Below are 18,884 nucleotides of genomic sequence, written 5' to 3' on the forward strand. Positions count from 1 at the left end.
ACCAAGTCTAGGATCCAAGGTCCGTTTGATCATGAGCTTTTCCGAAACCGGGCCGCATTTTTAGGGACCATGTTCGATACCGTTCGCGCAGGATTTGCGCCGAGTGACGCGCGCCTTCTAGATCGAGACGATGCGCGGATGGCGTCGGCGCCACAAGCGCCTGTTCAATCGCTTGCGTCAAACCTTCAGGCGTTAGGTCCTTTTCCATCAGCACCGTTGCAAGACCGAGTTCTTCGAGCATCAGGGCGCGAACGTTTTGTTCGGTTTCCCCGCCGGCTGCAAATGGGACGAGCAGGGAGCGACAACCCGCGCGCAGGACATCGCAGACCGTGTTGTAACCCGCCTGCGACACTGACAGGCGGGCGCCGGTCAGCAGGCTGGCGAAATCCTCGCGGAACCGGAAGATGGACAGGCCCGGCGTGGCATCGCCTGCGATCGCGTCAAACTCGTCTTTCGGCAGGTTTGGGCCGGTGATCAGACACCATTTCCAACGGTTGTTGGCGTTCCGCGCCGCTGCGATGGCGGAGCCGACAAGGCTCTTTCCAGCAGCCCCGCCGCCAACCGACACCAGAACGTCGAAGCGCTCGGAGCCCAGGGGCGACGGCGGCGCGGCAACGAGCCCTGTATAGGTGACTTCGGCCCTGATCGCCCCAGCCAGCGGAAATGTCTTGTCGATGGTTGCGAAAGCCGGGTCGCCATGGACCATAACAAGGTCGAAATGCCGGTTAATGAGATCGACCGTTTCCTCGTTTCGGAGGGGCTTGACGCGCTCCTGAAGGATATCACGCACGGACGTCGCCAGCAGCGGTCTGGGCGACGCCGCGTCGATGGCCTCGAGCAGCGGCAAGAGTTCGAAACGCATCTGCCGGCGTCCAAATGGAAACGCCTCGATAATGACGATATCCGGCCTGCAATCCCGGAATGCCTGCAGCAGCATCTCTGAACGCCGTTTCCTGAAATCATCGTCGATGGGTTTGCCCTGCAAATCGACAAGTCCGGAAAATCCTTCATCACCGGAGGTGACAGGTGGCAAGGTTACAGATTTCACCCCGAGTCCCGGAAACCCCGCGACCGGCGCTCCGCCGGTCACAACGGTTACGTCAAACCCGTCATCGACCAGAGCCGCCGCGACGCGGCTAGAGCGCGCGAGATGGCCGATACCGAGCAGGTGCTGGACATAAAGAAAGGCGCGCAGCCGGTTCAATCGGCGGCCCGCCACTCGCGCTCGAACAGTTCCTTGAGCTGTCCAATGCTTGCCAGATGATCGAAACTGCCGCGCACGCGCCGCTCTGCGGCCTCGCCGAGTCGGGCGCGCAGCACGGGATCACGGATCAGGCGCTCCAGTGCCTGTGCCAAGGCAAGTGGGTCTTCCGTCGGAACCAGCAGCCCGGTTTCATCCGGCGATAAAAACTCCGGCACGCCCGAAATATTGGTCGACACGCAGGCAAGCCGCTGGCTAGCCGCCTCCATCAGAACATTCGGCAGACCGTCCCGGTCGCCATTAGCTGTGATCCTGCAGGCCAGGGCGAAGATGTCGGCGCAGCGGTAGTGCTCAAGCACCTCCTCCTGCGCAAGCGCGCCTTTCCAAGAGACGCGACCACTCAGTCCTAGCTTTTGCGCCAATACCTTGAGCCGTTCCAGTTCCTCGCCGCCGCCGATATGCTCGAAACGCCACGCCAAATCGCCAGGCAAGAGGGCAAGAGCCTCCAGCAAGGTATCGTAGCCTTTCTTTTCAACGGCGCGCCCGACACTCAGAAGGATAACCGGTTCGTCCAGCGCCGAGCCGTCATGATGCTTTCGCGCCTCGCCAAAACTGCCGAAACGATCGAGGTCGAGCCCATGGTAGCTCAGATGCACAGACGAGTTGCCGTTAGCAAGTTCTTTCAGACGGTCGAAGCCGGTCTTCGTGCAGGTGACCGTCCAGCGCGCCGAGGAAAGCTTGCCGGCCAAATCCCAGTCCGCCGAAGTCCAGATGTCCTTGGCGTGGGCTGAGCAGCTCCAGGGCAGGCCAAGAAGCTGGCTGGCATAGCGCGTCACCGATGCCGGCGTGTGCGCGAAATGTGCATGCAACCACCCCGCGTCTTTCGGCCATTCGGCCGCCAGCACGAGCGCTTGCCCGAAACGGCGCACGCGATTGCGGGTAAAGTCGCGGGGGATATCGGCAGCCAGCGATCCGAGCGCGCGCCAGAAGCCCGGCCGCAGCAAACAAGCGAACAGCGAGCGAAGCACGCGAAGCGGCTCTTCATGCAGATATTCCGGCAGATAGTGGACGGCCGCTTTGATCTCGTCATGCACGGGGTGGCGTTTTGCGTCGGTCGGCCGCCTGAGCGCGACGAGTATCAGCTCGAACCCCGCACGCTCCAGACCGAGCAGTTCCTGCGCGATAAAGGTTTCCGAGACGCGCGGATAGCCCTTCAGAACCACGACAATCTTGCGATGTCGCAAGTCAGTTCATTCCTTCAATGACCGACAGGCGATGGCCGGGCCGCCGGTCGAGCAGTTCCGCGACGATTTCGGAAATATGAGGCAGCCCTTCCAGCGTCAGATGCGGATTGCTCTGTGACGGGCGGGGCCAGTCCGGCAGTGCCACCAGTGCATCGGCAAACCGCTGGGAATCCTTGGCTTCTTCCGGCAAAAACATCTCGATGAGGCCGAGTTCGGCTGCGCGCCGGGCGCGGATCAGTTGTTCCTCGCGGGGCTCGACGCGCGGCACGATCAGCGCCGGCTTGTCGAAAGATAGTATCTCGCAATAGGTGTTGTAACCGCCCATCGCCACAACCGCCTTGGCGCCGGCAATCAGGTCTTCCATGCGGTTGTCGAACTCGATGATCTTGATGTAGGGGATCTTGGACCCCTTCTTGATCAGCTTGTTGCGCTTGCGCGCCGGCATGTAAGGTCCAAGGACGATCAGCGCCCTGTGTTGCAATTGCGGATCCTGCTGATAGGCATCGATGACGTCGTGGATCAGTTCGGCGCCGTCGCCTCCGCCACCGGTGGTAACCAGGATATAATCGCCCTCGGGCCGGTGGCCGGGCAACTCGTTCCGCTGCAGGCTCCGTTGCAGGAAACCAACGAATCTCATCTTTGCCCTGACAAGCGGCGGCACATCCAAGCCGGTCAACGGATCGTAGAAATCCGGCGGACCATAGGCCCAGATCTTGTCGTAGAACAGGCCTATCTTGCGCATCACATCCCTGCGCGCCCACTCTGCTTCGAGCAGATGCGGCGCATCCATCACCTCGCGCAGGCCAAGCACCAGCGTGGTTCCCCGCGTCTTGAGGTAGGACAGCGTGTCCTCAATCTCACCGCGCAGGCCGAGCGGTTCCTTGTCGACGATGAAGATATCCGGCCGGAAGGTCTCGGCTGTGTGGCGGATGATCGACTGACGCATCCTTAGCGTCTCGTGCAGATCGATATCCTTTTCCAGCGAGGTGTACTCGCCGTTGCGCAATTTGATGACGCTGGGGATCTTCACGAAGTCGACACGGGCGCGGTAGTCGAAGGCGCCCGCGATGGGCGCACCCGAAATGATCAGCACCTGAAGTCCCCGGAAATCCTCGACCAGTGAATGCGCGATCGTCCGGCAGCGCTGCAAGTGGCCGAGCCCGAACGTGTCGTGGCTGTACATGAGAATTCGAGCATTTTCTGCGTGCTGGGTCATTGTTGAACGTCTTTTCGAATTCTCGCCTTGAGGACCGTGACAAACCCGCAGGTTTCGGAACCCCCTGGCTGTACCGACCTGTTGTGAAACATGACGGCGCAATTTTCAATTTGTATTAGCAAAAAACCCCAGATCGCCCCGCAATCAGCGAACTCGCTACCTACCCGGGCTTGTGACAAAGCCGATCCAGCGCGTCTCGAAGTGCAGTGGTGGCATCGCCACGCTCGTCAGGGGACATCAGCTCCGGTTCAAGTTCCAACCTGAAGTGCGGCAGCTCGGTTCGAACAGCACGACGAGCAGCCGCCAGATTGGCCTTCAGATCGATGACGCGGTAGGTGGCGACGGGATAGGCGATCCCCTTGACCTGGACGTGCCCCAGCTCCTCACAGTCGATTGAGTCCTTCACTTGCGCAAACGTCTCGTAGGAAATGAGGATGGCCCCCGGCGGCGCCTCCTGCTCCAAGCGCGAGGCGAGATTCACGGCGCCGCCAATTATCGTGTAGTCCATCCGGTCCTCGCTGCCGAAGTTACCGACGGTGCAGTAGTCGGTATGGATGCCGATGCGACAGCGCAGCGGTGTTTCGATCCCCATGTCCCGCCAGACTTCGGCAAGCTCGCTAATCCGCTTTTGCATTGCAAGTGCCATCTGCGCGCAAGCCAGTGCGTCCTCCTTGACGCCGCGAGTCTCGGGATCGCCGAAAAACATCAGGATCGCGTCGCCGACATATTTGTCGATCGTCGCGCCGTGATCCGAAGCAATTTTCGACATTTCCGTCAGATAGTGATTGAGGAGTTGGGTGAGATCCTCGGATTCCATTTTGTCAGTGATCTCGGTAAAGCCGGCGATGTCGGAGAAGCATATTGTCAGTTTCTTCCGCTGGCTGGCGATCCTGACCTCCTGGCGGCCGGTGAATATCGAGCGATACACTTGGGGCGCCAGATACTTCGCCAGCTTGCTGGAAAGCGCCTCCAGAACCACGGATTTCTCGGCGAGGTTCTCTTCCCTTTGCTTCAGCTCAGTGATGTCCGAATAGACGGCGACCGTGCCGCCGGCGCTGATCCGCCGCTCGCTAATCATGATCCATCGCCCGTCGCCTCGCCGCTGCACCCAAGGTTCGCCAGGGTTGCGGTGCCGCGAGAGGCGCTCGGCGACCCACTCCTCGACCCGCCCCTCGGCGTCCCTGATGTAGCCGCGCTCAGCGGATCGGCGAATGATTTGCTCGAATGTCGTGCCGGGCGTGAGTTCGGTCTCCAGACCGGTGTAGAGCAATTCGCGGTAGCGGCTGTTGCTGAGGACGAGCCGATCCTCCCAGTCGTACAGAGCGAATCCTTCTGAGATGCTTTCGATGGCATCGATGAGCCGCTGACGAGCTTCCGCAACGTCGCGCAGGTTCTTTTCCTCGACCTCGACAGCAGTATCCCGGAAGAGTCTCAGCGCTTCGGCCATGCGCCCGATTTCGTCGCTGCCAGCCGCGGGCAGTGGCGCACGAAGGTTGCCCCCCGCAATCGCGAGCATGCCCTGGCTCACGGCCCCTAGTCGGGCGAGGAGGCTGCGGTCGACATAGAGCCAGACAACCAGAACCGAACTCAGGAGGCTGAGGAAGGCGGAGCCGAGCACAACCGCAGTGCCGTAGCGCTGGACGAGCGCGGCTTCGCGACCGGACGCAGCGATCTCCTGGTCTGCCGTGGCGACTAGGCCATCGACGCCAGCGGTGAGATTGCGCGACAGTCGATTGTTCTCGGCCAGAAGTCTTTCGCCCTGTGCCAGGACAGCAAACTCGTCCTCCCGCGCCCTGGGGATGCTGTCCTCGCCGTCGGTCAAACCCTTGAACTCGTCGACACGCTGCCGGAATCGGGTCCGCAGCTTTTCGTCGATCTCCGTGGAAACCTTTTCAAGAGCAGTGAGCGAACGGCGTAGCGGGAAAAGGATCAACGCCAGGTCGCCCGGCGTCGGCGCGTTCGCGACCTTCACCAGCGCGTCGTTGACGGCCGAGATCTCCAGCTGCGCCTTCTGCTGGGGGATGTAGGCGGCAATCGCCTGGACTAGGTCGGCCATCGCCGCTGCGCGTTGATCGGGCGACAGCGACGTGTCGGCCGCGACCGCCCGCCATTGCGGGAGCCTGGAATCCATCACTAGGATGCCGGTGGCGACAAGGCGCTGGCTTCCGGTCGTCGTCGCGGCGAGGCGGTTCAGGAGCTCCTCCTTGCGGGCGACCACGTCGAGCCGGGCGACAACAAGAGCGTCGAGCTCCTTCAGGTTGCGCCTCAGAACAATCGCGGCTTCCTCGATCTCGGCCAAAGGCACTGTGCCCAACGTGGCATCCCGGAGGTCCCTGCGCAGGGCCTCGAGGCGGGACATCTCGAGCGCGACGGCAGCCGAAACCTCGCCGTGCTGAGCCCTGCTTGTCGCTGCCAACACCGATGGCGCGGCAGCAGCGACCCGTTCGGCCTGGCGCGACAGCTGGAGGGAGGCGAGCGCCGACGGCACTCGATCCGTGGTAATTCGGTCGACGACGTTGCCAACCTGGAGGAAGGCATAAAGCGCCGCAGCGGTTGCCAGCACCGCAAGGGCGCTGATCCCGAAAAAGGCGAGCAACAGCCGGCCGCGTATGCCGAGGCGTTCAAGCATCTCGGCGAGTCGGAACAGTCCGGCCACACTGGTCTGCATCAGACTAGACATCTCAGCCGGCATGCCGGCGATCAGCGAACCCTATTCAACCGGCACGTATTCTCCGCTGCGCCAGACGTACCAAACCCAGCTCTGCTTCGTGAGGTCGCCCTTGTCGTCGAAATCGACCCGGCCGATGACGGTGTCGAATTCCTGTTCGTGCAGTGCCGCAATGACGGCCTTCGGCTCCAGCGAACCTGCCTTCGAGACTGCCTGGGCCCAAACCTGGACCGCGCAGTAGCTCAATAGCGTGTAGCCCGCGGGTTCGAAATTCTCCGCCCGGAACTGCTCAACGACCGCGGCCGCTTCGAGGCTTCGCCTCGGGTCCGCCGGGAACGTGAAGAGGGTCCCCTCTGCCGCGGGGCCGGCGATCAGGGCAAATTCCTCAGTCGCCAAAGCATCTCCGGATATGAGCTGAACCGTGTAGCCACTGTCGTGTGCAGCGCGAGCAATCAGCGCAACCTCGGCATGATACCCACCCACATATAAGGCGGAGACGCCGGCGGTCTGCAACGCAGCGACCTCGGCCGAATAGTCGTCCTTCCCGGGAATGTATGCGGCGTAAACGGCCTCAGTCACGCCCCGCTTGTTCAGCTGCTTCCTGGTCTCGTCGGCGAGACCCTTCCCATAGGTCGAGTTGTCGTGGAGGATCGCAATCTTCTTGTTGCCCCAGCGATCGGCAAGGTATTTGCCGGCGATGAAACCTTGCGCGTCGTCGCGGCCAATGGTGCGAAAGACATTGGCACGGCCCTGTTCGGTCAGTTGCGGATTGGTCGAGCCTGGGGATATCTCAACGACGCCCGCCTCCTCGTACACTTTTGATGCGGGGATCGAGGCCCCGGAGCAATAATGCCCGACGACGAGCACGACCCCGTCAGCCACCAGCTTCTTGGCGGCCGCCACAGCTTGCTCGGGATCGCAGAAGTCGTCGACCGAAATGAGCCTCACCTTCTGGCCGAGCACGCCGCCCGCCGTGTTGGCGTCGGCCACTGCCATCTCCGCGCCGCGCTGTCCCTGCTCGCCGATCCACGCGAGCCGTCCCGTCATCGCAGCCGAGACGCCGATCAGCACCTCCGCCCGCGCGGAGCTGAACGCGGCCGCGAGAACTAAGATCGCTATGGCGATGATGCGGTGCATGTGTGCACCCCCTTAACTGTAGCTTACGCCAATCCCGTCAGAGCCGACAGCCCCTTCGGCAAGCGCGGCTGTCTCGGGCTGCTATTGCAGCGCACACCCAATTTGGCGAAGCAATCGTACACTGGAATGGCGTGTCATAAGTTCGTTCGCTGAGGTCGGAATCGCGCGCCAAATCCGGACGTTACCACTGACCGGAGTGAGCGTCGTGATCGGGTCATTCTCGTCGGTTGTGGCTTGTCTGTTCACGTCCGGTCACGAAGCAACCCGGGATATCTGAGTTCACCGTTGGTGATGCACATCGCAGCGACTGCAAGCACCTTTGCACTTGCCTTGAAGGCATATTAGTTTGGGAGGGTAGCAGCTGCTCGTGGGCATAGAATGTCACTGCCTTTCGTAAGAATTTACGCGCCGCTCAACGCGCTGCTGGCTGCGATTGGGCTTGTGGCGGTGGCTACGCTCACGACACCGGACATGTCCGGACGAAGCAGACTGGCGCTGGCTGCAGTCCTCGCGGTCATCTGGGGCGTCTATCTCCTGCAACTGGCGGAGACGCTGCTCAAGCGCCGGGCGAAAGATGTTCGAGACAGGGCGCCGGCAATCGCAATTGATGTGCTCGCGGTTTTGGTTCCGCTCGCCGCATTTCTGCTCGTCGGCATGCCCGACCGGAGCCTCTACTGTGCTGTCTGGCTGCTGAAACCGCTGCGAGACTCGACTTTTTTCCCGCTGCTGGGCAGGATCCTGACCAACGAAGCGCGCAACCTGATCGGCGTTACGACGCTCTTCGGCGTCGTTCTGTTCGGTGTCGCGCTTGCGGCCTATGTCATCGAGCGCGACGTCCAACCGGAAAAGTTCGGCAGCATCCCCCAGGCAATGTGGTGGGCAGTGGTCACGCTGTCCACCACCGGCTATGGCGACGCTATTCCGGAAAGCTTCGCCGGCCGCGTCCTGGCCGGGGCGGTCATGATGAGTGGCATCGGCATCTTCGCGCTCTGGGCTGGCATTCTTGCCACCGGCTTTTATCAAGAAGTCCGCCGCGAGGATTTCGTCCGTAATTGGCAATTGGTCGCCGCTGTGCCGTTGTTTCAGAAGCTCGGCCCGGCCGTGCTGGTCGAGATCGTGCGCGCGTTAAGACCTCGCGTCATGCCGGCGGGCGCCGTGATCTGCCGCAATGGCGAGACCGGTGATCAGATGTTCTTCGTCGTGGAGGGGCGCGTCAGCGTCGCGACGCCGAACCCGGTGGAGCTTGGCCCTGGCGCCTTCTTCGGCGAGATGGCACTGATCAGCGGCGAACCGCGCTCGGCGACCGTCAGTGCCGCGACGGCGGTCTCACTCCTGTCGCTGCACTCGGCGGATTTCCAGATGCTGTGCAGCAGCAGCCCGGAAATCGCGGAAATCATCCGCAAGACCGCGCTCGAGCGGCGCGGCGCAGCACCTAAGGGTGGACCGTACTAAGCGTTCGTCGGGAGGAGACGCGATTCAGGGCTGCCCAACTGCCTGAGAGCAATCCTTGGCTCGGCTAGAGCGTATCGTGTTTGAACGGATTCAGGCGACCCGCTTCAGGTCCTTGTTTCATGCATGTCGTTCCCCCAAAACCGAGGACACTTTTGGGCGACATGCATTAGAATGGCGTTAAATTGGAAAGCTCCGTCAAGACTTGGCACTTTTGGCGACCTTGAGTGCTTTACTTGCGGGCGCCTCGCTCCTTGTTTCCTGCGTTCTCGCCGATGAAGAAGGGCTGTCCGCCCCAGCGCATCGAGGTGTTTCCAGCACGACTACGCAGCCGTCGAGATCGTTGGTGGCCAGATGCGCGTAGCGCATGGTCATCGACAGCGTCTGATGACCGAGCCACATCTGCACGCGCCGGATGTCGATGCCGCCCTGGACAAGACGCGAGGCGCAGGTGTGGCGCAAGATGTGCGGCACCACCTGGTCGTCGGCGCCAAGGCCGACCTCGGCCTTCGCATCATTCCAGATGGCACGGAACTGGGCCTGGCTGAGTTTGGTGAATGGGCCTTTGGGTCGACGGCCTTCGGTGGGTGGCAGCTTGATGACCTCCTTGACCCGCTCGGTCATCGGAATCGTCCGGCTGCGACCGGATTTGGTGATCCAGAAACTGACGCGATGCTCCTGCATGTCGTTCCAGATCAGCCCAAGCGCCTCTCCGAGACGGCAGCCGCTATCGACCAGGAACACGGAAAGCCTGTAAGCGTCCTCGCTGCGGCTCTTGATGGCGGTGAACAGCCGTGCCTCTTCGTCCCTTTCGAGGAAACGAATCCGCCCCGCCCGCTCCTTCTGGCGGCGGAACTCGGGCAGGCTGTGGATATCTCCCATCTTATGAGCCTTGCGCAGCAGTTTGCTGAGGGCAGCCATCTTTCGATTGATGGTTGCGTTGCTGTTGCCGCGCTGGCGCAAGGTGCCGATAAGATTGTCCAGGGTACTCTGGTCAAAGGCGCTGAATCGCTCTCCAAGGAGAAGCTCATCTATCTCGCCGATGAAAGAGCTGACATTGTATTTATGCCGCCCATCATCCCATAATATGTCCCGGTACGCTAAAAATAGCTCTCCAACCCTATACGACTTTACTTCTCGGAGCTTGTTGTATGTGTAGTTAAACTTCGAATTCTGAGAAGAAAACACCGCAAAATGGTCAGAGGGATATCCCTCTTGAATCGCTTCGTTTGTCATTGTGAGCCACGCCCCCCCAGTGGATAGGTCCAGCCCTAGCCGCTCGGAGACGTCCTTTCAAGAGTTTTAAGTCGGACGGTCGATTTCATCCACCCTAGGGAGGATCCCACGAAATCACCCTTCAGACTTTTTCAGCTACCGAATCCCCCTTTTCCTTCTGTCTGCCCAAACCCAGTCACGAAACAAAAACAGCCCGGGCGTTGAAGCGCCCGGGCTGGATTTCACCTGTAAGGAACCAGCCCTTAGAACGAGCGCTGGAAGCGGAGGAGACCGCCGATGGCGCTGTCATCGTCAGCGCCGGTCCAGTTAGACGCCGGGAAGCTGCCCGCATTGACGTAGTCGACTTCGGCTGTGACCGTGAGGCCGGGAACGACGTCATAGGCGATGTTCGCAGCGATGCCGAGGTTCTCGTCTTCGTCATACGAAATCTGGGTGTTGAACGAGGTCTTCTCGTTGAACTTGTAGGTGCCACCGCCCCAGATCGCCCAGTTGCCGCCCCACTGCTTGAAGAAGCCGCGACCGCCAGCCGGAATGGCATAGGTCGGATCCGAGAGATTGTCATCGGAACCATAACCGCCCATGACCCACAGCTGTATGGCGTCATTGACGTTCACGTCCAAACGCACCTTGCCGGCAACTTCTTCGTAGTTGCTGTCATAAGCGACGACACCGGTGATGGCGCCCCAGCCCTGCGTGTACTTCACGCCGCCGACGACATGCGGAACGTAGCTGTCGATCGTGCCCCTGCCGTAGAAACCAGGTGTGCCAGCGCCCGCGCCTTCTTCAAGAGAGACCACGGCCGAGAAGCCGTTGCCAGCGTCGAAGTAGTACTGGACGACGTTGGTGTCGAAATCGCCGTAGGGAACCAGCGTATCCTGGATGACGTTGCCGGCATAGCCGATGAACGTATTGAACGCCGATTCGTCCTTACCGACGCGGAGACCACCGAGCTGGATCCAGGCGAAGTTCAGAGAAGGAGTGGCATTGCCGGCAATAGCACCGTCGCCATTGCCGAAGTTCCAGCGGGTCTCGGTGAAGGTCTTCAAGGTGCCGAGTTCGGTTTCCTGGCCGGTCCAGGTCTTCAGCGTGAAGCGGGCATTCTTGTGCCAGGTGTCGTTTTCGGTGCCGTCCTCAACGTCGGTGGCGCGAGCACCATCGAAGCTGCCTTCCTCGCCGGCGCTGATGTCATAGCGGATAAAGCCGCCGATGCGCAGGCAGGTCTCGGTGCCGGGGATGTAGAAGTAGCCAGCGCCGTAAACGTCGCAAATCTTCACGTATTCAGCGGGTTCCGGCTCGGCGACGACGACGGCGTCGGCGGCGCGCGCACCGGAAACTGCGATCAGGGCCGCAGCGGAGCCGAGGAGAAGGCTCTTAATGTTCATTTTCTGACCTCCAGTCAGAATCGAACAAAACAGCGGTGTTTCCGGAGCATTTTGGCGCCGAATCGCGCGGCGATGGCAGCGGGATACCCAGCTATCAGCCTGTTTTAATGAGGTAATTTTTGGAAGCCCGTCTTCAAGCAGGCAGAAGGGGCGGAGAGGATGGGATTCGAACCCACGAGAAGCTTTTGACCTCTACTCCCTTAGCAGGGGAGCGCCTTCGACCACCTCTCCGTTGCGCCGCTGGATGAAGAAAGCGCCGGCACAATCAACAAGCGCGCGTCATTATCTGAAAAAATAAGAACGCACCGAACCGCGGCTTTCCATGGATGCGGCGGTTCTGCGGCAGTTTCCTGGCTAGCGACTCGGGGCTTGGCCACGATTCCGTCGACCGATCGCCGGATTCGGCAGCAAACAAGGGGTTGCGGCGGGCCTGACGGTTAACGAGAGCTTTCTAAGTGAGGCCAAATCGTGACGTTTCTGCAACACAGGCCGGGCATAGCAGCCGAATAGTCCTTTCGCCGGTACGATCGTGGTTGAACGCCGCCGCCTCATGGGTAATGTCGGTTTCGAGGAAGCGGCGCGGTGCGCATCTTTTTCGGTAGTGGGGATGGGGCAGGGAACGCTGTCCTTCAGCAAAGAATACCCAGACCCGTTTTTTAACTTTTGACTGGAGGTCAGAAAATGAACATTAAGAGCCTTCTCCTCGGCTCCGCTGCGGCCCTGATCGCAGTTTCCGGTGCGCGCGCCGCCGACGCCGTCGTCGTCGCCGAGCCGGAACCCGCTGAATACGTGAAGATTTGCGACGTTTACGGCGCTGGCTACTTCTACATCCCCGGCACCGAGACCTGCCTGCGCATCGGCGGCTATGTCCGCTACGACATTGGCGGCGGCGACGTCGGCTCGTTCGACGGCGCTCGCAGCTTCGATCACGAAGACGGTTCCGAAAACGACACCTGGTACAAGAATGCCCGCTTCACGCTGAAGACCTGGACCGGCCAGGAAACCGAACTCGGCACCTTGAAGACCTACACCGAGACCCGCTGGAACTTCGGCAATCGCAACGGCTACGGCGCCGTCGACGACGACGGCTTTCCCATTGGCAATACTGCCGGCAACAAGGGCACCTCGCTGAACTTCGCCTGGATCCAGCTCGGTGGCCTGCGCGTCGGTAAGGACGAATCGGCCTTCGATACGTTCATCGGCTATGCCGGCAACATCATCCAGGATACGCTGGTTCCCTACGGCGATTTCGACACCAACGTCGTCCAGTACTACTTCGACGCTGGCAACGGCTTCTCGGCCGTCCTTTCGCTCGAAGAAGGCTCGGGTGTCGTTGGCACCATCGACAGCTACGTTCCGCACGTCGTCGGCGGCGTGAAGTACACGCAGGGCTGGGGCGCCATCACCGGCGTCATTGCCTATGACAGCAACTACGAAGAAGTCGCCGGCAAGGTCCGCTTGGACGTGAACGTCAATGACGCCATACAGCTGTGGGTCATGGGCGGCTACGGCACCGACGACAACCTTGATGATCCGACCTATGCCATTCCGGCTGGCGGTCGCGGCTTCTACAAGCAGTGGGGCGGCAACTGGGCAGTGTGGGGCGGTGGCACCTACAAGTTCAACGAGAAGACCTCGTTCAACGCCCAGATCTCGTATGACGACTGGAAGAATCTCGGCGTCGCCGCGAACATCGCCTACGACATCGTTCCCGGCATGACGATCACGGCCGAAGTCGACTACCTCAATGCAGGCAAGTTCGACGACGCCGACTTCTCCAACTGGACCAATGCCGACAAGAAGAGCAGTGTCGGCGGCCTCCTCCGCTTCCAGCGCTCGTTCTAATAAATTTCGCTTCGGCGAAATTGAAAACCCGGCGGGCAACCGCCGGGTTTTTGTTTGTTCAGAAGATGGGTACGCGGTCCTGCATCTTCCCCGCCTGCAGAATTCGAACTGCCATCTCTGCGGCGGAGCAGTCGCAACGCCAGGGCGAAACGACTTTGCTCCCATCGGGCCGCTGGCGGATTCGATTTGCTTGGTGATCCCTCAACCTTAGGGCAAACTGCCTGTCGGGGCGCTAGGAGGAGAAATGAGAGCACGCGCAGCAACGCTTGGGGATCTGGAGGATGTCTTTCGTGGTCTGTCCAAGCGGATGTCGGATGAATACGTCGCGGCTGGCAAGGACCGCAAGATCGCCTACGACAATCTGATGATGAATTTGAAAGAAGGCCGCGCGCACGCGCTTGTCGAGGGCGACAAGGCCGTGGCGATCATTGCCTGGCATGAGAACAGCGATGCCGCCGATACGCTGTTTGCCGCGCAGGAGGATTTCTTCCGCGCCGCGACCGTTCGCTTCTGCAAGCGGCATATCAAGCACATCCAGGCGCTCGCCGGCAACCTCCCCATCCACTCCCGCAGCTGGCTCCAGGGGCCGGATGTCGCAAGATGGTTTGGCGTCATCGGCTATGTCGAGCGCGGCCAGGAGAACGGCGCCACCCTGTTCGAGCTGCCGCCGGCCCGCATCGGCTAAGGAACCCTGGCTGGTAAAGGTCTTCACCCTGACCGCAAACGCCGCCTCCACCTCGCCCGTCGCCCGCACAAGTTCGTCGATGCGGATCACCGTCTCCGGCTCCGGGCGCCTTTGCTCGGCGGCCTTCAGGACTGCCTCAGCAAGCGGCTTGCGCCGGGCGCCGAATAGCGGGATGTTATAGGAGGGCAACCGGGGGGCAAACCGGCACGCCGAGATCGATATGGCTGCTGGAAAATGTCACGAGCTTGCTTCGCCTTTCTTGCCTTTGTTGCCTTGATGAGGCCGGTAGAGGCAGGCGAGTGGATGTCTCATCTGCTTGACCGCTCCAGCCTGGCGATCGCCTATTTTCGCCAAGCGGATCTTGTGACCGCATACACGACCGCAATGGCGCGCTTTCGTCTGCAGCTCGCAGGGCGTGCCGGCGAAACCAACCTTGCGGTCCCTCTCGAACCACTGCTTTTGCGGGCGGAATTTCGTGCGCGGACATGGCGTTCGGCGGACGGCAGCCTGTTGCAGGGCTTCGCCGGCAAGGGCGGCTTCCGGCTGACTATCGGGAACTGCCTGGCGCGCATCTGCGCTGCCAGCGAATGCAGTGATGCCGGTTGGCCGGTTTACGCCTGCAGCGATGGAGGCAAGCGCAAGATGTCCGTCACGGATTTTGTGACGGCAAGCTTCGGCGGCGTCTCCTACCGCCGATTGAGCGCCTCCCCTTCACAGGAATGATGGCGCGAGGCGCCAACCACCTTGCCGCAGCATTCAGCAAAGGGCGGCATCCTTCCCCCTCACCGCAAACGCCGCCTGCACCGCACGGTTGACCGTTACTGGCAGGATCGACATGTGGTTTTCGCCGGCATGCAGTTCGAAGTTCGCGCGCACGCCCGGGAAAGCATCAAGACGCTCAGCCATTGCTCGCGCGAATTCGTCGGTGCGTGTCACCTTCTTCTGCTGCAGGCGCTTTTCCTCGTCCTCGGCACCGATCTGGAACGGCGCCAGCTTATCCGTCTCGTATTCGCCTGCCGACAAGATCACAGTCGCCGTCAGGCCTGCAGGAACGGTGGCCTCGAAGGCTTCGAGAAAGCGGTCGATGGCACGGTCTTCCCAATAGATGGCGGGGCTCGCCGCGATCCAGGTTTGGAAGGCAGAAGGCCGCGTGAACAGGGCGTAGAGCGCAAACAAGCCACCGAAGGAATGGCCGTAAAGCGCCTGGCGGCTTGCATCGACCGTGACCCGACTGGCGACCCATGGCTTCAGTTCGTCCTCGATGAAGGCAAGGAATTCCCCTGCCCCACCGGTCCGGACTTCGGGCGTGCCCTCGTAGAAGGGCGGATAGGTCTTGCCCGGCGGTGGGCCGAGATCCCATGAGCGGCGCAGCGGGTCATAGGCGCCCTCGAGGGGATAGCCTATGGCGACGATGACGCCCCAGCCGACATTGGTGCCCGTGGGATAGAACGCCTGCGCGCGCATGGCGTCGACCGCTGTGCCGATGACGGCGTTGCCATCGGTCATGTAAAGCACAGGCCAGCCGGCTGCCGGTGCCGGAGTTGCCGGAACGTGCAGGAATATCCGCCAGGGATCACCGCCACGTGCCGGGACAAAGTCGTGGACCGTCGTGTCGGCAATCAAGGCTGGCGCCGCCATCGACTTGGACATGAATATCTCCACAGGAACAAAAAGGTCAGCGGCGGCGCAGCAGCCACATCAGCACCGGGCCGCCGATCAGCGTTGCGACGAGGCCGGCGGGAATCTGGTGCGGGAAGATAGCGGTGCGGCCGATCCAGTCGGCGGCGACCATGATCAGCGCGCCGGCGAGCACCGCGCCAATGGCCTGCGGCAGGGCACGGGAAAGGCCAAGGCGACGGGCAAGATGCGGCGCCATCAGGCCAATGAAGGTCAGCGGGCCGACGATCAGCGTCGAGGCGGCGGTGAGCGCTGCGACCATCAGCAGCACGAGAAGCCGCGTCCTCTTCAGGTTGATGCCAAGGCCTTGAACAGCGGCGGAGCCGAGCGGCAGGATGTCGAGCCAGCGTATGAAGAGAGGCGCGAACGCGAAGAGGCAGACAGCGATGCCGCCCGTCAGCAGTGCGGCGCCGACATCGACGCCATAGGTCGAACCAGTGAGCCAGTTGAGCAGCTGCATTGCCCGAGGATCGCCGGTGGCGGTGAGCACCAGGATCAGCGCGTCGAACAAAGCCGTCAGGGCGACGCCGGCAAGCAGCAGCCGTTCCGGCGCATAGGCGGCACGGCGGCCGATCGCCAGCGTCACCAGCAAAGCGGCGAAAGCGCCGACGGTTGCCGCCGCCGTCTGAACCGGGCGTCCGGCATCGGAGAGCGCGAACAGCGCCACCATCATGCCAAGCGCGGCGCCGGCGCTGATGCCAAGCACTTCGGGGCTGGCCATCGGATTGCCGGTCAGCCGTTGCATCATCAGCCCGGCGAGCGCCAGCATCGCGCCGGCACTCAGCGCGGCAAGCACGCGGGGCCACCGCCACGACAGCAGGGGCTGCAGTTCATCGCCGAAAGCGAAGGTCCAGCCATGCGGTCCCGGCCCGTACAGCAAGGCCAGCCCGAGCAGCAAAAGCAGAGCCAAGCCGATCGCCGCCAGCAGGAAGCCGGGCCGGTTTGCGCGAGGCAGGCGCGCGGCCGTCAAGGCCGGGGTTTCCAACCCAAGCGCAAGCCGCGGCAGCAGCCAGAGAAGCAGCGGCGCGCCGAGAAGTGCGGTGATCGCTCCGGTCGGCAGCAGGTCGCCTTGCGGTCCGGTCGCGATCTGCACGCCCTGATCGGCGGCCCACAGCAGTGCCCCGCCGATGAGCGGCGCCATCACCAGTTGCTGGCCCAGTCGGCGAGCACCGCCGATGCGCGCAAGCGTCGCTGCGGCCAGGCCGACGAAACCTATGACGCCGACAGCGGCAACGACAAAGGCGATCAGCGCGACGGCCGCCGCCAGTCCGGCGAAGCGATAGGCGCCGAGCGGCACGCCCAGACTGCGCGCACCTTCATCGTCGAGGCCAAGCAAGGTCAGTGGCCGCACCATGAGGAAGATCGCCAGCGCAGCAGTGCCGATGCGTGGCAACAGCCACAGCGTCGTCGACCAGTCCTGCTGGCCGAGCGAACCGGCGCCCCAGATGAACAGGCTGGCCAGCCATTCATGCCGCAGCACAACGAGAGCGGCACCGATGGCGCCGGCATAAAGGCTGATCACAAGCCCCGCCAGAACGACCGAAAGCGGCGACAGGTCCTTGTGCCAGGACAGAGCGAAGACGGCGGCAAGGGCCGTGAATGCGCCCGCAAGCGCTATCCATTCGCGGCCGAAGGCAAGCAGGGAAGGCGACAGAAGCGTCGCCAGTGCCAGGGCCAGATAGGCGCCGGCCGAGACGCCGACCGTTTCGGGCGAGGCGAGCGGATTGCGCAGGACCTGTTGCAGGACGGTTCCGGCAAGGCCGAGTGCCGCGCCGCACAGAAGGCTGACGGCAAGCCTGGGCAGGAAGGCGTAGTGGACGAGCACCTGCCGCATGTCGGCGATGTCGGGAGCGGCGAGCGATTGGAGCCAGAGCGCCGATGGCAGCTGCACCGTGAGGTTTGAGACGGTTGCCGCTAACGCTGCCGCGAGCAGCATCGCGCAAAGCAGGATCGCGCCTATCGGCTGGTTGCCGAGAAAGCCCCCTGCCAAGGTCCGGCTGGCCGACGCAGGCTTTCCCTCTTGGACGATCGTCGCAGCACCGTCAGCCATGGGCAGCTTCCGCGGTCATTGCCGACGCCAGGACCCGAGCAAAACGGGTGGCGGACGGAAGCGCGCCGAACATATGGACGGCGGGCAGGCGCATGATCGAGCGATTGCGCACGAAAGGCATGGCGTTCCAGACCGGACTTTCGGTCAGCGTGCCGCCGGCCCCCTCGGGCAAGGGTTCGAGATAGGCGAGGCGCGCGTCGCTCGCTGTCGCCAGCCCGTCGATGCCAACGGTCGAAAATCCCCAATAATTGGTCTCGGCCGTCCAGGCGTTGCCAAGCCCGATGCGGTCGAACACCTCCTGAAACAGACTTTTCTTGCCGTAGACGCGCACATTGCGCGGATCCATGAAGCTGACGACATAGATCGGCCGCGCCGAAAGCGGCGCCAGTTGCTGGCGGACCTCTGAAAAATAAGCGCCTGTCGCCGCGATCAGCGTCTCACCGTCGCTTTCCTTGCCGACAAGCCCGGCGAGCTGGCGCGTCGCCTCGACGGCGCGCTGATAGGGCTGCCCGGCTTCGGTATAGAGCCCGATCGTCGTCACCGGCGCCACGCGTTCGAGCAGCGGCTTGATGCCGTCGAGATACGGCATGGCCAGGATGATGTCGGGCCTGAGTTGCTGCAGCAATTCGAGATTGGGCTCAAGCAGCGTGCCGACATCGGAGATTTCAGGCGGCAGCGGCGGCTCGACCACCCATTTCTCCCAGATGTCGCGGCCGGCAATGGCGACCGGGCTGACGCCGAGCATGAGCAAGGTCTCGGCCAGCCCGTCATCCAGGCAGACGATGCGCAGCGGCTTCGCAGCGGCAGAGGGCGATGCAATTCCGGTAAAGGGCAGAACGAAAAGTCCTAGCGCGCCGCGCCGGGTGATCCGGCCGCAGAGACGTTCAGCCCTGTGGGATTCAAGGGCCGCCATCACCGCGCGGTGCCTGTGCGGAAAGCCAGCTGGGCGTGGATCTCGGGCACGGTTTTTCTCCAACACGACGCAGTTCAAAAATCTGGCTGCCGACAGCCGATGGCCGGTTGACTATGAAACATGACTTTAATAGTCAACATTGAAGATGATTAAATGAGTCAACAATTTGAAATTGGCGCAG

Annotated in this window: 14 protein-coding genes and 1 tRNA gene; 4 read left to right on the forward strand and 11 right to left on the reverse strand. The window is 62.1% G+C overall.

Features of this window, described 5'->3' with window-relative positions:
- Window positions 1-7: 7 nt before the first annotated feature.
- The 5 genes from NKI73_RS12685 to NKI73_RS12705 form a co-directional block, all read right to left on the reverse strand.
- Entirely contained in the window at window positions 8-1,204 is a 1,197-nt protein-coding gene (locus NKI73_RS12685; protein WP_352630019.1) for a glycosyltransferase family protein, read from the reverse strand.
- The gene (locus tag NKI73_RS12690; RefSeq protein WP_352630021.1) at window positions 1,201-2,445 is read right to left on the reverse strand and encodes a glycosyltransferase family 4 protein; all 1,245 of its coding nucleotides are present in this window, start codon (window positions 2,443-2,445) and stop codon (window positions 1,201-1,203) included. Before NKI73_RS12690 ends, NKI73_RS12685 begins: the two co-directional genes overlap by 4 nt.
- A gap of 1 nt (window position 2,446) precedes the next feature.
- The gene (locus NKI73_RS12695) at window positions 2,447-3,661 is read right to left on the reverse strand and encodes a glycosyltransferase family protein (protein ID WP_352630024.1); all 1,215 of its coding nucleotides are present in this window, start codon (window positions 3,659-3,661) and stop codon (window positions 2,447-2,449) included.
- A 160-nt stretch (window positions 3,662-3,821) separates the two neighbouring features.
- A complete protein-coding gene (locus NKI73_RS12700; RefSeq protein ID WP_352630201.1) occupies window positions 3,822-6,290 on the reverse strand; it encodes an adenylate/guanylate cyclase domain-containing protein in 2,469 nt (822 codons plus the stop codon).
- Window positions 6,291-6,371: 81 nt separating this feature from the next.
- Entirely contained in the window at window positions 6,372-7,466 is a 1,095-nt protein-coding gene (locus NKI73_RS12705; RefSeq protein WP_352630025.1) for a branched-chain amino acid ABC transporter substrate-binding protein, read from the reverse strand.
- A gap of 378 nt (window positions 7,467-7,844) precedes the next feature.
- Between NKI73_RS12705 and NKI73_RS12710 the strand changes: the two genes are divergently transcribed.
- Window positions 7,845-8,918 (forward strand): cyclic nucleotide-gated potassium channel, encoded by a 1,074-nt coding sequence (locus NKI73_RS12710; RefSeq protein ID WP_352630027.1) that lies wholly within the window; start codon window positions 7,845-7,847, stop codon window positions 8,916-8,918.
- Between the two features lie 195 nt (window positions 8,919-9,113).
- Here the strand turns inward: NKI73_RS12710 and NKI73_RS12715 are convergent, their stop codons facing one another.
- From NKI73_RS12715 to NKI73_RS12725, 3 genes are all read right to left on the reverse strand, one after another.
- The gene (locus NKI73_RS12715; protein WP_352630029.1) at window positions 9,114-10,151 is read right to left on the reverse strand and encodes a tyrosine-type recombinase/integrase; all 1,038 of its coding nucleotides are present in this window, start codon (window positions 10,149-10,151) and stop codon (window positions 9,114-9,116) included.
- A gap of 242 nt (window positions 10,152-10,393) precedes the next feature.
- A complete protein-coding gene (locus tag NKI73_RS12720; protein ID WP_352630031.1) occupies window positions 10,394-11,533 on the reverse strand; it encodes a porin in 1,140 nt (379 codons plus the stop codon).
- Window positions 11,534-11,684: 151 nt separating this feature from the next.
- Window positions 11,685-11,764 (reverse strand) — tRNA-Ser (locus NKI73_RS12725).
- Window positions 11,765-12,214: 450 nt separating this feature from the next.
- Here NKI73_RS12725 and NKI73_RS12730 point away from each other — a divergent pair.
- From NKI73_RS12730 to NKI73_RS12740, 3 genes are all read left to right on the forward strand, one after another.
- Window positions 12,215-13,378, forward strand: coding sequence for a porin (locus NKI73_RS12730; protein ID WP_352630032.1), 1,164 nt, complete (start codon window positions 12,215-12,217; stop codon window positions 13,376-13,378).
- A gap of 244 nt (window positions 13,379-13,622) precedes the next feature.
- Window positions 13,623-14,063 carry a hypothetical protein gene (locus NKI73_RS12735; protein ID WP_352630034.1) on the forward strand — a complete coding sequence of 147 codons (441 nt, stop codon included), beginning with the start codon at window positions 13,623-13,625 and terminating at the stop codon, window positions 14,061-14,063.
- Between the two features lie 303 nt (window positions 14,064-14,366).
- On the forward strand, window positions 14,367-14,786 hold the full coding sequence (locus tag NKI73_RS12740; RefSeq protein ID WP_352630035.1) for a hypothetical protein: 420 nt from the start codon (window positions 14,367-14,369) through the stop codon (window positions 14,784-14,786).
- Between the two features lie 33 nt (window positions 14,787-14,819).
- Here NKI73_RS12740 and NKI73_RS12745 read toward each other — a convergent pair whose 3' ends face one another.
- The 3 genes from NKI73_RS12745 to NKI73_RS12755 are packed head-to-tail and all read right to left on the reverse strand — an operon-like array spanning window position 14,820 to window position 18,703.
- Window positions 14,820-15,713 (reverse strand): alpha/beta hydrolase, encoded by an 894-nt coding sequence (locus NKI73_RS12745; RefSeq protein ID WP_352630036.1) that lies wholly within the window; start codon window positions 15,711-15,713, stop codon window positions 14,820-14,822.
- A 25-nt stretch (window positions 15,714-15,738) separates the two neighbouring features.
- Window positions 15,739-17,790, reverse strand: a complete 2,052-nt coding sequence (gene fhuB, locus NKI73_RS12750) for a Fe(3+)-hydroxamate ABC transporter permease FhuB (protein ID WP_352630037.1) — start codon at window positions 17,788-17,790, stop codon at window positions 15,739-15,741.
- The gene (locus tag NKI73_RS12755; RefSeq protein WP_352630039.1) at window positions 17,783-18,703 is read right to left on the reverse strand and encodes an ABC transporter substrate-binding protein; all 921 of its coding nucleotides are present in this window, start codon (window positions 18,701-18,703) and stop codon (window positions 17,783-17,785) included. The genes fhuB and NKI73_RS12755 overlap by 8 nt, the downstream gene beginning before the upstream one ends.
- Window positions 18,704-18,884 lie beyond the last annotated feature (181 nt).

Origin of the sequence: Mesorhizobium sp. M0496 (assembly GCF_040321205.1) — a bacterium.
GTDB lineage: Bacteria > Pseudomonadota > Alphaproteobacteria > Rhizobiales > Rhizobiaceae > Mesorhizobium.